Below are 13,288 nucleotides of genomic sequence, written 5' to 3'. Positions count from 1 at the left end.
TTTCGCATGGATCTGGATTTTTGGTGGTTGCTCGCGATTCCGGTCGCGTTCGCGCTCGGTTGGGCGGCGTCACGCTATGACCTGAAGAATCTCCTGTCGGAGAGTGCCAACCTGCCGCGCTCGTATTTCCGCGGCCTGAATTTTCTGCTGAACGAACAGCCCGACAAGGCGATCGACGCGTTCATCGAGGTCGCCAAGCTCGATCCCGAGACGGTCGAGCTGCACTTCGCGCTCGGCAACCTGTTCCGCCGCCGCGGCGAGACCGACCGCGCGATCCGCGTGCACCAGAACCTGCTGAGCCGCACGGACCTGCCGGTCAACGAACGCGACCACGCGCTTTACGAGCTCGGCCAGGATTTCCTGAAGGCCGGCCTGCTCGATCGCGCCGAGGAGGCGTTCCACAAGCTCGCCGACGGCGACTACGCGCTCGGCGCGCAGCGGGCGCTGCTGACGATCTACGAGATCGAGAAGGACTGGAACAAGTCGATCGATACCGCGAAGCGCATCGAATCGATGAGCGACAAGCCGCTCGGCGTCGAAATTGCGCAGTTCCACTGCGAACTCGCGCAGGAAGCGCTGCAGCGCAAGAATGCGGCTGCGGCAGCCGAACAGTTGCGCCTGGCGCTGACCGTGAACCCGCAGAACGTGCGTGCGACGGTGCTGTCCGGCGACGCAGCGGAGGCGGCGGGCGACCACGCAGCCGCGATCGAGCACTGGAAGCGCGTCGAAGCGCAGAACCCCGCGTACCTGCCGCTCGTCGCCGACAAGTTGATGAAGGCTTATGTCGCGCTTGGCAAGAACGCCGAGGGCGCCGAGTTGCTGATGGGGTATGTCGACCGCTATCCGTCGAACGATCTGCTCGACATCGCGTACCAGCACATCGCCGGGTTGCGCGGCCAGGAGGCGGCGCACACGCTCGCGCGCATGCAGATGGAGAAGTCGCCGAACCTGTCGGGGATGCTGCACCTGCTCGATGCGCAGATCGCGGCGGCCGACGAGCCGCGCCGTAAGGAACTTGAAATGATGCGTGCGCTGATCAAGCAGCGCACGAAAAATCTGCCACGGTATACGTGCCAGAATTGCGGTTTCCGGGCACGGCTCTTTTACTGGCAGTGCCCCGGATGCAGCGGCTGGGAAACCTATGCGCCGCGCCGCGTCGAACCTGCGATGCCGGGCTGATCCCGGCACGCGGAGCCAACGCGCTGCGGTTGCCGCCGGGCTCGTCCCGGCGGCCAAGTTAGTCAATCACCGGGAAGTACCGGAACATCTATGAAAATCACCATCATCGGCACCGGCTATGTCGGTCTCGTCACGGGCGCCTGCCTCGCGGAGATCGGTCACGACGTCTTCTGTCTCGACGTCGATCCGCGCAAGATCGACATCCTGAACAACGGCGGGATGCCGATTCACGAACCGGGGCTGCTGGACATCATCGCGCGCAACCGCGCGGCGGGGCGCCTGCGCTTCTCGACCGACATCGAGGCGAGCGTCGCGCACGGCGAGATCCAGTTCATTGCGGTCGGTACGCCGCCCGACGAGGACGGCTCGGCCGACCTGCAGTACGTGCTCGAGGCCGCACGCAACATCGGCCGCTACATGACGGGCTTCAAGGTGATCGTCGACAAGTCGACGGTGCCGGTCGGCACCGCGCAGCGCGTGCGCGGCGTGGTCGACGAGGCGCTGGCCGCACGCGGGCTCGCGGGCAGCGTCGCGCATCGCTTCTCGGTCGTGTCGAACCCGGAATTCCTGAAGGAAGGTGCCGCGGTCGAGGACTTCATGCGTCCGGACCGGATCATCATCGGCGTCGATGACGACGAGACGGGCACGATCGCGCGCGAGAAGATGAAGAAGCTCTACGCGCCGTTCAACCGCAACCACGAGCGCACGATCTACATGGACGTGCGCTCGGCCGAATTCGCGAAGTACGCGGCGAACGCGATGCTCGCGACGCGCATCTCGTTCATGAACGAGATGTCGAATCTCGCCGACAAGGTCGGCGCCGACATCGAGGCCGTGCGCCGCGGGATCGGTTCCGATCCGCGCATCGGCTATCACTTCCTGTACGCCGGCGTCGGCTACGGTGGCTCGTGCTTCCCGAAGGACGTCCAGGCATTGATTCGCACCGCCGGCGAGAACGGCCAGCCGCTGCGTATCCTGGAAGCCGTCGAGGCTGCGAACCATGCGCAGAAGGACGTGCTGATCGGCAAGATCGAGCAGCGCTTCGGCGCCGACCTCAAGGGCCGCGAGTTCGCCGTATGGGGCCTGGCGTTCAAGCCGAATACCGACGACATGCGCGAGGCGCCGAGCCGTCGCCTGATCGCCGCACTGCTCGAGCGCGGCGCGACCGTGCGCGCGTACGATCCGGTCGCGGTCGACGAAGCGCGACGTGTGTTCGAGCTGGATTTCGGCAACGATGCCGACGCGCTGGCGCGGCTGCATCTCGTCGAGACGCAGGACGTCGCCGTGACGGGTGCGGACGCACTCGTGATCGTGACCGAGTGGAAGGAATTCCGGAGCCCCGATTTCACGCGCCTGAAGGCCGAACTGAAGGCACCGGTGATCTTCGACGGGCGCAACCTGTACGAGCCGGACGCGATGGCCGAACTGGGCATCGACTACTACGCGATCGGCCGGCCGTATGTCGATCCCCAGTCGTCCTCCCGTGGCTGACCACACGATGAATACACTTCGCGAAATCGTTCCGGTGCCGCGTGCGCAGCTTGCGCGCTCGCGCGTGCTCGTCGTCGGCGACGTGATGCTCGACCGTTACTGGTTCGGCAACGTCGATCGCATTTCGCCTGAGGCGCCAGTGCCGGTCGTGCACGTGCAGCGTCAGGAGGAGCGGCTCGGCGGCGCAGCCAACGTCGCGCGCAATGCCGTGACGCTCGGCGGCCAGGCCGGGTTGCTGTGCGTCGTCGGGTGCGACGAGCCCGGCGAGCGGATCGTCGAGCTGCTCGCCAGCAGCGGCGTGACGCCGCATCTCGAGCGCGACCCGGCACTGCCGACCACGATCAAGCTGCGCGTGCTCGCGCGCCAGCAGCAACTGCTGCGCGTCGACTTCGAGGCGATGCCGACGCACGAGGTGCTGCTCGCGGGGCTCGCGCGCTTCGACGCGCTGCTGCCCCAGCACGACGTCGTGCTGATGTCGGATTACGCGAAAGGCGGCCTGACGCACGTCACGACGATGATCGAGAAGGCGCGTGCGGCCGGCAAGTCGGTGCTCGTCGATCCGAAGGGCGACGACTGGGCGCGCTATCGCGGCGCGTCGCTGATCACGCCGAACCGCGCGGAGTTGCGCGAAGTAGTCGGCCAGTGGAAGTCGGAAGACGATCTGCGCGCGCGCGTCGCGAACCTGCGTGGGGAACTCGGCATCGACGCGCTGCTGCTCACGCGCTCGGAAGAGGGCATGACGCTTTTTTCCGCCACCGGCGAACTGCATGCACCGGCGCTCGCGCGCGAGGTGTTCGACGTGTCGGGCGCGGGCGATACCGTGATCGCGACGGTCGCGACGATGCTCGGCGCCGGCGTGCCGCTGGTCGACGCGGTCGTGCTCGCGAATCGCGCGGCTGGCATCGTGGTCGGCAAGCTCGGCACGGCCACGGTGGACTACGACGAACTGTTTCACTGAGCGCATTCGGCGGCGCGACCAGCGCGTCGCACGAGTGGCTCGCACTTTTCAGGCAGGACGATCATGACCCTCATCGTCACCGGCGCAGCCGGTTTTATCGGCGCGAACATCGTCAAGGCGCTCAACGAGCGCGGCGAGTCGCGCATCATCGCGGTCGACAACCTGACGCGCGCGGACAAGTTCCGGAATCTCGTCGATTGCGAGATCGACGACTATCTCGACAAGACGGAATTCGTCGAACGCTTCGCGCGCGGCGATTTCGGCAAGGTGCGTGCGGTGTTCCACGAAGGCGCCTGTTCGGACACGATGGAAACCGACGGCCGCTACATGATGGACAACAACTTCCGCTACAGCCGCGCGGTGCTCGATACCTGCCTCGCGCAGGGCACGCAGTTCCTGTACGCGTCGTCGGCCGCGATCTACGGCGGCTCGACGCGCTTCGTCGAGGAGCGCGACGTCGAGGCGCCGCTGAACGTGTACGGCTATTCGAAGTTCCTGTTCGACCAGGTGATCCGTCGCGTGCTGCCGAGCGCGAAGAGCCAGATCGCGGGCTTCCGCTATTTCAACGTGTACGGCCCGCGCGAGACGCACAAGGGGCGCATGGCGTCGGTCGCGTTCCACAACTTCAACCAGTTCCGCGCGGAAGGCAAGGTGAAGCTGTTCGGCGAGTACAACGGCTATGCGCCGGGCGAGCAGACGCGTGACTTCGTGTCGGTCGAGGACGTGACGAAGGTGAACCTGTTCTTCTTCGATCATCCGGAGAAGTCGGGCATTTTCAACCTCGGCACGGGCCGGGCGCAGCCGTTCAACGATATCGCGTCGACGGTCGTGAACACGCTGCGCGCGCTCGACAACCAGCCGCCGCTGACGCTCGCGCAGCAGGTCGAGCAGGGGCTGATCGAATACGTACCGTTCCCCGATGCATTGCGCGGCAAGTACCAGTGCTTCACGCAGGCCGACCAGACGAAGCTGCGCGCAGCCGGCTACGACGCACCGTTCCTGACCGTGCAGGAAGGGGTCGACCGCTACGTCCGTTGGCTATCCGGCCAGGTTTAAACAGCGGCGTTGTCTCGCTAGACTGGGTCTCACGGTCGGCAGCCGCCGGCCGTTTTTCTTCGGAGATCCAGCACATGATCAGGAAATGGTTTGCTGCAGCGGTCATGCTCGGCGCAGTCGCGTCGGCCTGGGCGGCCGTCGACGTCAACACCGCGAGCGAGGATGCGCTCGTCGGCATCAAGGGCATCGGTCCGGCACGGGCGAAGGCGATCCTCGATGAACGCGGCACGCGCGGTCCGTTCAGGAATGCGGACGATCTCGCCGCGCGCGTGAAAGGCATGGGCGGGCATACCGTCGAGCGGCTTCAGAAGGAAGGGCTGACGATCGGCGCGGCAGGCGCAGCCGGCACGGCTGCGGCGCTACCCGCCGCGGGCAAGCCGACGGCCGCCAAGCCTGCTGTTGCGCCGGCCCGCACCGCACAGAAGTAACGCGTCGCGCGCGACCGACAACGAGCTCCTTCAGTCGCCGTCGTCATGACGGCTTCCCGCGGCATGCCGCGGGTTTTTTGCGTGGGGGCGGCGTGTGCGATACCGGCGGCGACCACGTATCGCGCGGCATGCGTATTCCTTCGTCGTAATGGGGTTGCCGGCGCGAGTGGCGGCGCTGGTTTACAATCGATTGATTGATCGGCCTCGTACTGACGGTATATCCATGGCTTACAAAACTATCGAAGACACGATCGGCAATACGCCGCTCGTGCAACTGGTCCGCTTGCCGGACGACGAGATTCGCGCGCGCAACAACGTGGTGCTCGCGAAGCTCGAAGGCAACAACCCGGCCGGTTCCGTGAAGGATCGTCCCGCGTTGTCGATGATCAGCAAGGCCGAGGCGCGCGGGCGCATCAAGCCGGGCGATACGCTGATCGAGGCGACGAGCGGCAACACCGGCATCGCACTCGCAATGGCAGCGGCGATTCGCGGCTACAAGATGGTGCTGATCATGCCGGAGGACCTGTCGGTCGAGCGCCGCCAGAGCATGGCCGCTTATGGCGCCGAGATCATCCTGACGCCGGTGAAGGGCGGGATGGAACTGGCGCGCGATCTTGCGGACGAGATGCAGCGCGAAGGCAAGGGCGTGATCCTCGACCAGTTCGCGAACCCCGACAATCCCGTCGCGCACTACGAAGCGACGGGGCCGGAGATCTGGCGCGATACCGAAGGGCGCATCACGCACTTCGTGTCGGCCATGGGCACGACGGGCACGATCATGGGCACGTCGCGCTATCTGAAGGAGCAGAATCCGGCGATCGAGATCATCGGTGCGCAGCCGGAAGACGGTTCGCGCATTCCGGGCATCCGCAAGTGGCCGGAAGCGTACATGCCGACGATCTTCGATCGCAGCCGCGTCGACCGTGTCGAAAGCGTGAGCCAGGCTGCGTCGGAAACGATGACGCGCCGGCTGGCGGCGGTTGAAGGCATCTTCGCGGGCATTTCGTCGGGCGGCGCGTGCGAAGTCGCGATGCGCATCGCGCGTCAGGTCGAGAACGCGACGATCGTGTTCATCGTCTGCGACCGCGGCGACCGCTATCTGTCCACCGGCGTGTTCCCTGCCTGAACACGGGCTGGCGTGCGCAGCGCGCCGGCGATAAAAAAAGCGCCGCTTGTGCGGCGCTTTTTCTTTGGGCGGGCAGATCTTACTGCGACTGCGCGTCGTCGGTGTCGGCCGGCTTCAGCGCGCCGCTCGCTTCCATCTGCGCCTTCACGGCTTCGCCGAGCTGGTACACGGTGAGCGCGTAGAAGAAGCTGCGGTTGTAGCGCGTCAGCACATAGAAATTCTTGAGCCCGAGCATGTACTCGGTCGCGCGCCCCGGCGACGGCAGGTCGACCACGGTCACCGGCGTGCCGGCTTCGGTCGTGATGTTGACAGTCGGCTCGTTCAGCGTCATGCCCGCGCGCATCAGTTGCGACAGCGCCCAGTGCGGTTCCGGCTGGCCGTCGGCGGCGGCCTGCGCGATGCCCAGGCTGCCCGTATCGGGCGTGATCTGCCAGACCACCGGTCGGTCGGTTTCCCAGCCGTGCTGCTTCAGGTAGTTCGCGACGCTGCCGATCGCATCGACAGGACTGCTGCGCAGATCGACGTGGCCCGTGCCGTCGAAGTCGACCGCATATTCGCGGATGCTGCTCGGCAGGAACTGCGGAATCCCGATCGCGCCCGTGTAGGAGCCGAGCACGGTGGTCGGGTCGAGCTGGTTGTCGCGGGTCCAGACCAGGAAGTCCTCGAGATTCTTGCGGAACGTGGCCTGGCGGCTGTCGCGATTCGGCGTGTCCGGATAGTCGAACGTGAGCGTCGTCAGCGCGTCGAGCACGCGGAAATTGCCCATGTAGCGGCCATAGATCGTCTCGACGCCGATGATGCCGACGATCACCTCGGGCGGCACGCCGAACTGCTCGGACGCGCGCTGCAGTGTCGCCTGGTTCGCCTTCCAGAACTTCACGCCCGCGTTGATCCGGATCGGCTCGATGAAGCGCGAGCGATAGACGCGCCAGTTCTTGACCGTCGGCGACGGGGCGGGCCTCACGAGCTTGACGGCCGTCGCCGAGTAGCTGATGCGCGAGAACAGCGCATGCAGGCTTGCGGAGTCGAAGCCGTTGCGGCTCACCATCTCGTCGATGAAGGCGTCGACCTTCGCGTTGTTCGCGTAACGCTGCGGGACAATTTCCTCTTCGAAGGTCTGGCCTTGCGGCACCGGCTGCTGCGGCTGGGCCTGAGCGACGAGCTTGCCGGCGGGCTTCGCCGGCTGCGTCTGCGCGCCGGCAGGCGCAGTGCCGAGGGCCGCGACGACAGCGGCGGCGACGAGCGGCACGCGAACACGGAACAGCGCGGAGAGGGGGGCGGCAGGCTTGCTGGAATTCATGTCGAAGCGGGCGGACAGGGCGATTGTGTTCGGCGCAGTATACCCGACGGATCCCGCGCGCCGGGGCGTAGCAGGCCCCCGTTGTGGTAAGTTAGCGGCGAATTCGCGGCAGACGATGGACATCATTGATGGAGACCTGCGGCGCACCGCGCGCCGCCGATGACAGCTTATGGCAACCGCTTTCTATACGCACCCCGACTGCATGCTGCACGAGATGGGGGAATGGCATCCGGAATGCCCGGCCCGCCTGTCGGCGATCCAGGATCAACTGATTGCGAGCCGCATCGACGATCTGATCGTGCATGAAACCGCGCCGTTCGCGAGCGAGGTCGCGCTGGGCCGAGTGCATACGCAGGCGCACATCGACTACATCCGCAGCATGACGCCGGTCGACGGCTACGTCGAGATCGATCCCGATACGCTGATGAATCGCGACACGTGGCGCGCGGCGCTGCGCGCGGCAGGCGCCGCGATCGCGGCGACCGATGCGGTGATCGAAGGCCGCTATGCGAATGCGTTCTGCGGCGTGCGTCCGCCCGGTCACCATGCGGAGCCCGCGCGTGCGATGGGCTTCTGCTTCTTCAACAACGTCGCGATCGCCGCGCGGCATGCGCTCGACGTACACGGCTTAGAACGTGTCGCGATCATCGATTTCGACGTGCACCACGGCAACGGCACCGAGGCCGCGTTCGCGAACGACGAGCGCGTGCTGATGTGCAGCTTCTTCCAGCATCCGCTGTACCCGTTCTCGGGCGTCGATCACCAGGCACCGAACATGGTCAACCTGCCGATGCCCGCACGCAGCAACGGGATGGCGATCCGCGAAGCCGTCGACATGTTCTGGCTGCCGCGCCTCGACGCATTCAAGCCGCAGATGCTGTTCGTGTCGGCCGGTTTCGATGCGCATCGCGAGGACGACATCGGCAACCTCGGGCTCGTCGAGGCCGACTTCGAATGGCTGACCGCGCAAATCGTCGACGTGGCGCGCCGGCATGCGCAGGGCCGCATCGTGAGCTGCCTCGAAGGCGGCTACAACCTGTCCGCGCTCGGGCGCAGCGTCGTCGCGCACCTGCGCGTGCTGGCCGGTATCTGATTCCCGGCTGGCAGGGCGCGCCGGGCGCGCTCAGCGTGCCGGCGCGCGCGCGTGAATCCACGCGATCAGCGCGTCGATCACGCGGTCGCGGTCGAGATCGTTCATCGTTTCGTGGAAACCGCCTTCATATAGCGTCAGCGTACGATCGGGCGAGCCGACGCGCGCGCCGAACGCGCGGCTGCCGTCGGGTTCGGTCAGCTTGTCTTCGGTGCCGTGATAGACGAGCACCGGCACGCGCAGCGCGCCGCGGCCGCTTTCGATACGCGCCATCGCGTCGAGAATCTCCGCGCCGGTGCGCGCGGGCACCGCGCCATGGTGCACGAGCGGATCGGCGCGATTGGCCGCGACGATGGCCGGATCGCGCGACAGCAATGCCGCATCGATCTTGATCGCGGGAAACGTCGGCCATACGCGGCTGATGATGCGGCTCACCGCGAGCATCCAGCGTGGCACGTCGCGCCCCGGTACGAGCGCCGGGCTCGACAGCACGAGGCCCGTCAGCGCGTGGCCGCGGGCCGGCGCGCGCTCGATCGCGTAGAGCGCCGCGACTGCGCCGCCCATGCTGTGACCCATCAGGAACAGCGGCGAATTGCCGCGTGCGGCTTCGGCCACCAGCGCATCCGCATCGTTCAGGTAGCCGTCGAAGCGGTCGACCCACGCGCGCTTGCCGGGCGACTGGCCGTGCCCGCGCAGGTCGATCGCGAGCACGTCGATACCGGCCGCATTCAGCCGGCCGGCGAGCGCGGCATAGCGGCCCGCGTGTTCGGCAAGGCCATGCACGAGCGCGACAGTCGCGCGTGGCGGCGCGCTGCCGTCGCCAGCCGGCCAGCGGTACGACGCCAGTTCGAGCCCGTCGGCGGTACGCAGCCGGCCCATTTTCGGTGCGGGTACCGACGAAGGCGCGACGCCGGCGGTGGCGGGCGCGGCGGCCGGCGTGGTGGTGGCGGTCATCTGGCGTGTCCCCTGTTTGTTGGTCGGTGTTCCGGATCATAGACGCGGCCTTTGCGCGGCGGGCCAGCGGCGCCCCTCTAATTTCGTGTAGTTATGAAAAGATCGAAATCGATTATTAAGGGGAATGAGGGGTTTGCGGTAAAATCGACGGTTATTCCAGATGCATCGGCGGCCGACTGGCGGGCCATCTCGCCGGCCGGCCGCCGTTTTGTTTACATGATCGAATTACGCAATCTTTCGCAGCGTTTCCCCGGGCCGAGCGGCTGGGTCGAGGCGCTGCACAACGTCAACCTGACGATCCCGCAGGGCGAGGTGTTCGGCATCATCGGCCGAAGCGGCGCCGGCAAGAGCACGCTCGTGCGCACCATCAACCTGCTCACGCGGCCGACCGAAGGCAATGTCGTCGTCGGCGGGCGCGATCTCACGCTGCTGCCGGCTGGCGCGCTGCGCGAGGCGCGCCGCGAGATCGGCATGATCTTCCAGCACTTCAACCTGCTGTCGTCGCGCACGGTGTTCGACAACGTCGCGCTGCCGCTGGAGCTGGCCGGCGCAAGCCGTGCCGAGATCGAGGCCGCCGTGCTGCCGCTGCTCGACCTCGTCGGGCTGTCCGCGCAGAAGGATCGCTACCCGTCGCAGATCAGCGGTGGGCAGAAGCAGCGTGTCGGCATTGCGCGCGCGCTCGCGAGCCAGCCGAAGGTGCTGCTGTCGGACGAAGCGACGTCCGCGCTCGATCCCGAAACCACGCGTTCGATCCTTGATCTGCTGAAGCGCATCAATCGCGAACTCGGCCTGACGATCGTGCTGATCACGCACCAGATGGAAGTGATCAAGCAGGTCTGCGATCGCGTGGCGGTGCTCGATGCCGGGCGCGTGGTCGAGGAAGGCCGCGTGATCGACGTGTTCCTGCAGCCGCATCACGAAGTGACGCGCGCGCTGATCGGCGACGTGATCGCACAGGAGCTGCCGTCCGCGCTGAAGGCACGCGTGGCCGAACGCCTGAAGACGGGCCGCGGGCATCTGCTGCGGCTCGCGTTCACGGGCTCGGGTGTCGACCAGCCGATCCTGTCGGAGACGATCCGCCGGTACGAACTCGATTTCAACATCCTGCACGGCCAGATCGACGAGATCCAGGGGCAGGCATTCGGTTCGCTCGCGGTGCTCGCGGGCGGCGAGCCGGGCAAGGTCGGGCAGGCGCTCGCGTTCCTGCGCGAGCAAGGTGTGGTGGTAGAGGAGCTTTCGTATGTTGAGTGAGATGTTCGATATGTTCGTGCAGTCGTTCTGGGAGACGCTGATCATGGTCGGCATCTCCGGAGTGGTCGGCGCGCTCGTCGGCCTGCCGCTCGGCGTGCTGCTCTACCTGACCGACCGCCAGGGCGTGCTGCAGAACCTCGCGGTGAATCGCGTGCTCGGCGGCATCGTGAACGCCGTCCGCTCGACGCCGTTCATCATCCTGCTGGTCGCGGTGATTCCGTTCACGCGTCTCGTCACGGGTTCGTCGATCGGCACGGCCGCGGCGGTCGTGCCGCTGACGCTCGCAGCCGCGCCGTTCATCGCGCGTCTCGTCGAGACGGCGCTGCGCGAAGTCGACCGCGGGCTGATCGAGGCCGCGCAGTCGATGGGCGCGACCACGTCGCAGATCGTCTTCAAGGTGCTGCTGCCCGAATCGCTGCCGGGCGTCGTCGCGGGCCTGACGATCACGTTCGTGTCGCTGGTCGGTTATTCGGCGATGGCCGGTGCAATCGGCGGCGGCGGGCTCGGCGATCTCGGGATCCGCTACGGTTACCAGCGCTATCTGCCTGAAGTGATGTGGACGGTCGTCGCGATCCTGATCGTGTTCGTGCAGATCGTGCAGTCGTTCGGCGACTGGCTCGTGCGCCGGCTGAGCCACAAATAAGACGAAACCGATCCGTTAGGGGAGACACGATGCAACGACGTTTCATGCTGAAGTTCGCGGCGGCACTGGGTGCGGCCGCGCTGTTCGCGGGCGCGCACGCGCAGGCCGAAACCATCAAGGTGGGCGTGACGGGCGGACCGCACGCGCAGATCATGGAGGCGGTGAAGAAGGTCGCGGCGAAGAACGGCCTCGAGATCCGCATCGTCGAATTCTCCGATTACGTGCAGCCGAACGCGGCACTCGCGTCGGGCGACCTCGACGCGAACAGCTACCAGCACGATCCTTATCTGCAGGCGCAGGTGAAGGATCGCGGCTACAAGCTGATCAAGGTCGCGGATACCGTGACGTTCCCGATGGGCATCTATTCGAAGCGCGTGAAGTCGCTGGCCGAACTGAAGCCGGGCGCGCGCGTCGCGGTGCCGAACGATCCGACCAACGGCGGCCGCGCGTTGCTGCTGCTGCAGAAGCAGGGTCTGCTGAAGCTGCGCGCGGATGCGGGGCTGAAGGCCACGCCGCTCGATATCGTCGACAATCCGCGCAAGCTGAAGATCGTCGAACTCGATGCGGCGCAGATTCCGCGCTCGCTCGGCGATGTCGACGCGGCCGCGATCAACACCAACTACGCGATGGAAGCGGGGTTGAAACCGAAACAGGACGCGATCGCGATCGAGGGTCCGAACGGTCCGTACGCGAACATCCTCGCGATTCGCGAGGCGGACCGGAACAAGCCCTGGGTCGCGAAACTGATCGCGGCCTATCATTCGGCCGACGTGAAGCAGTTCATCGAAGGCAAGTTCGGCGGTGCGGTCATCGCCGCCTGGTAACGGGCGGAGGACGGGCGCCCGGCGGGATTAGAGTTGGTGATCGAAAACCCGGGCTTTGCGTCCGGGTTTTTTCTCTTTTAAAATAGAACGATCGTTCGCTATCATTGGCGCGTCGCCAAGAAGCGGTATCCTCGACAGCCACGATGGATGGGTCCGCTTGGCCGCGCAGTCATGAGGCCTCGCTATAGAATGGCCTCTGGTCGTATTCGTAACTTTGGAGCGTGTGCATGAAAATCCTGGTGCCAGTGAAAAGAGTGGTCGATTACAACGTGAAGGTCCGCGTGAAGTCGGACAACACGGGTGTCGACATCGCGAACGTGAAGATGTCGATGAACCCGTTCGACGAAATCGCCGTTGAAGAAGCCGTGCGCCTGAAGGAAGCGGGCGTCGCGACCGAAGTGATCGCCGTGTCGGTGGGTGTCACGCAGGCGCAGGAAACGCTGCGTACGGCGCTGGCGATCGGCGCGGATCGCGCGATCCTCGTCGAATCGACCGACAGCGTCGAGCCGCTGGCCGTCGCGAAGATCCTGAAGGCGCTGGTCGACAAGGAACAGCCGCAACTGGTGATTCTCGGCAAGCAGGCGATCGACGACGATTCGAACCAGACCGGCCAGATGCTGGCCGCGCTGGCAGGCCTGCCGCAAGCGACGTTCGCGTCGAAGGTGACGGTGGCTGACGGCAAGGCAACGGTCGCACGTGAAGTCGACGGCGGCGCGGAAACGCTGTCGCTGACGCTGCCGGCCGTGATCACCACGGACCTGCGCCTGAACGAGCCGCGTTACGTGACGCTGCCGAACATCATGAAGGCGAAGAAGAAGCCGCTGGAAACCGTGAAGCCGGAAGACCTCGGTGTGGACGTCGCACCGCGTCTGAAGACGCTGAAGGTCGTCGAGCCGCCGAAGCGCGCAGCCGGCGTGAAGGTGCCGGACGTGAAGACGCTGGTCGAGAAGCTGAAGACCGAAGCCAAGGTGCTGTAAGAGGGAGCGCA

The 13,288-nt window shown here is 66.0% G+C and carries 13 protein-coding genes; 11 read left to right on the top strand and 2 right to left on the bottom strand.

The features are described 5' to 3' along the window. Window positions 1-6 precede the first annotated feature (6 nt). The 6 genes from lapB (at window position 7) to cysM (ending at window position 6,238) form a co-directional block, all read left to right on the top strand. Window positions 7-1,179 (top strand): lipopolysaccharide assembly protein LapB, encoded by a 1,173-nt coding sequence (lapB, locus tag HWX87_RS21970; protein WP_124448893.1) that lies wholly within the window; start codon window positions 7-9, stop codon window positions 1,177-1,179. Between the two features lie 90 nt (window positions 1,180-1,269). After that, the gene (locus HWX87_RS21965; protein WP_176049261.1) at window positions 1,270-2,670 is read left to right on the top strand and encodes a UDP-glucose/GDP-mannose dehydrogenase family protein; all 1,401 of its coding nucleotides are present in this window, start codon (window positions 1,270-1,272) and stop codon (window positions 2,668-2,670) included. A 7-nt stretch (window positions 2,671-2,677) separates the two neighbouring features. Further along, window positions 2,678-3,628: a D-glycero-beta-D-manno-heptose-7-phosphate kinase gene (gene rfaE1, locus HWX87_RS21960; protein ID WP_176049260.1), complete on the top strand. Its 951-nt coding sequence runs from the start codon at window positions 2,678-2,680 to the stop codon at window positions 3,626-3,628. Window positions 3,629-3,691: 63 nt separating this feature from the next. Then, window positions 3,692-4,684 carry an ADP-glyceromanno-heptose 6-epimerase gene (gene rfaD, locus HWX87_RS21955; protein WP_176049259.1) on the top strand — a complete coding sequence of 331 codons (993 nt, stop codon included), beginning with the start codon at window positions 3,692-3,694 and terminating at the stop codon, window positions 4,682-4,684. Window positions 4,685-4,758: 74 nt separating this feature from the next. After that, the gene (locus tag HWX87_RS21950; protein WP_176049258.1) at window positions 4,759-5,112 is read left to right on the top strand and encodes a helix-hairpin-helix domain-containing protein; all 354 of its coding nucleotides are present in this window, start codon (window positions 4,759-4,761) and stop codon (window positions 5,110-5,112) included. Between the two features lie 223 nt (window positions 5,113-5,335). Then, the gene (gene cysM, locus HWX87_RS21945) at window positions 5,336-6,238 is read left to right on the top strand and encodes a cysteine synthase CysM (protein WP_124448883.1); all 903 of its coding nucleotides are present in this window, start codon (window positions 5,336-5,338) and stop codon (window positions 6,236-6,238) included. Window positions 6,239-6,317: 79 nt separating this feature from the next. Here the strand turns inward: cysM and mltB are convergent, their stop codons facing one another. Then, window positions 6,318-7,664: a lytic murein transglycosylase B gene (gene mltB / locus HWX87_RS21940; RefSeq protein WP_176049257.1), complete on the bottom strand. Its 1,347-nt coding sequence runs from the start codon at window positions 7,662-7,664 to the stop codon at window positions 6,318-6,320. A gap of 43 nt (window positions 7,665-7,707) precedes the next feature. On the opposite strand from mltB, the gene HWX87_RS21935 reads away from it, so the two are divergent. Beyond that, window positions 7,708-8,631 (top strand): histone deacetylase family protein, encoded by a 924-nt coding sequence (locus HWX87_RS21935; protein WP_011351344.1) that lies wholly within the window; start codon window positions 7,708-7,710, stop codon window positions 8,629-8,631. 30 nt (window positions 8,632-8,661) lie between these two features. Here the strand turns inward: HWX87_RS21935 and HWX87_RS21930 are convergent, their stop codons facing one another. Continuing rightward, window positions 8,662-9,582: an alpha/beta hydrolase gene (locus tag HWX87_RS21930; RefSeq protein WP_176049256.1), complete on the bottom strand. Its 921-nt coding sequence runs from the start codon at window positions 9,580-9,582 to the stop codon at window positions 8,662-8,664. 216 nt (window positions 9,583-9,798) lie between these two features. On the opposite strand from HWX87_RS21930, the gene HWX87_RS21925 reads away from it, so the two are divergent. The 4 genes from HWX87_RS21925 (at window position 9,799) to HWX87_RS21910 (ending at window position 13,277) form a co-directional block, all read left to right on the top strand. Continuing rightward, window positions 9,799-10,833 (top strand): methionine ABC transporter ATP-binding protein, encoded by a 1,035-nt coding sequence (locus HWX87_RS21925; RefSeq protein WP_176049255.1) that lies wholly within the window; start codon window positions 9,799-9,801, stop codon window positions 10,831-10,833. Next, window positions 10,823-11,476 carry a methionine ABC transporter permease gene (locus tag HWX87_RS21920; RefSeq protein ID WP_011351347.1) on the top strand — a complete coding sequence of 218 codons (654 nt, stop codon included), beginning with the start codon at window positions 10,823-10,825 and terminating at the stop codon, window positions 11,474-11,476. The genes HWX87_RS21925 and HWX87_RS21920 overlap by 11 nt, the downstream gene beginning before the upstream one ends. Window positions 11,477-11,505: 29 nt before the next feature. After that, window positions 11,506-12,300 carry a MetQ/NlpA family ABC transporter substrate-binding protein gene (locus HWX87_RS21915; protein WP_176049254.1) on the top strand — a complete coding sequence of 265 codons (795 nt, stop codon included), beginning with the start codon at window positions 11,506-11,508 and terminating at the stop codon, window positions 12,298-12,300. Between the two features lie 227 nt (window positions 12,301-12,527). Further along, complete coding sequence (locus tag HWX87_RS21910; protein ID WP_047900131.1) at window positions 12,528-13,277, top strand: electron transfer flavoprotein subunit beta/FixA family protein; 750 nt, start codon at window positions 12,528-12,530, stop codon at window positions 13,275-13,277. The last annotated feature ends 11 nt before the right edge of the window (window positions 13,278-13,288 follow it).

This window comes from Burkholderia sp. BCC1644, assembly GCF_902833225.1.
Classification (GTDB): Bacteria; Pseudomonadota; Gammaproteobacteria; order Burkholderiales; family Burkholderiaceae; genus Burkholderia.
The sequence above is the reverse complement of the archived record's forward strand: the minus strand, read 5'-3'. Positions and strand labels throughout refer to the sequence as shown.

Bases quoted from the DNA above. Each gene is read 5' to 3' on its own strand.
- lapB (WP_124448893.1), top strand. From the start codon at position 7: ATGGATCTGGATTTTTGGTGGTTGCTCGCGATTCCGGTCGCGTTCGCG.
- HWX87_RS21965 (WP_176049261.1), top strand. From the start codon at position 1,270: ATGAAAATCACCATCATCGGCACCGGCTATGTCGGTCTCGTCACGGGC.
- rfaE1 (WP_176049260.1), top strand. From the start codon at position 2,678: ATGAATACACTTCGCGAAATCGTTCCGGTGCCGCGTGCGCAGCTTGCG.
- rfaD (WP_176049259.1), top strand. From the start codon at position 3,692: ATGACCCTCATCGTCACCGGCGCAGCCGGTTTTATCGGCGCGAACATC.
- HWX87_RS21950 (WP_176049258.1), top strand. From the start codon at position 4,759: ATGATCAGGAAATGGTTTGCTGCAGCGGTCATGCTCGGCGCAGTCGCG.
- cysM (WP_124448883.1), top strand. From the start codon at position 5,336: ATGGCTTACAAAACTATCGAAGACACGATCGGCAATACGCCGCTCGTG.
- mltB (WP_176049257.1), bottom strand. From the start codon at position 7,664: ATGATGTCCATCGTCTGCCGCGAATTCGCCGCTAACTTACCACAACGG.
- HWX87_RS21935 (WP_011351344.1), top strand. From the start codon at position 7,708: ATGGCAACCGCTTTCTATACGCACCCCGACTGCATGCTGCACGAGATG.
- HWX87_RS21930 (WP_176049256.1), bottom strand. From the start codon at position 9,582: ATGACCGCCACCACCACGCCGGCCGCCGCGCCCGCCACCGCCGGCGTC.
- HWX87_RS21925 (WP_176049255.1), top strand. From the start codon at position 9,799: ATGATCGAATTACGCAATCTTTCGCAGCGTTTCCCCGGGCCGAGCGGC.
- HWX87_RS21920 (WP_011351347.1), top strand. From the start codon at position 10,823: ATGTTGAGTGAGATGTTCGATATGTTCGTGCAGTCGTTCTGGGAGACG.
- HWX87_RS21915 (WP_176049254.1), top strand. From the start codon at position 11,506: ATGCAACGACGTTTCATGCTGAAGTTCGCGGCGGCACTGGGTGCGGCC.
- HWX87_RS21910 (WP_047900131.1), top strand. From the start codon at position 12,528: ATGAAAATCCTGGTGCCAGTGAAAAGAGTGGTCGATTACAACGTGAAG.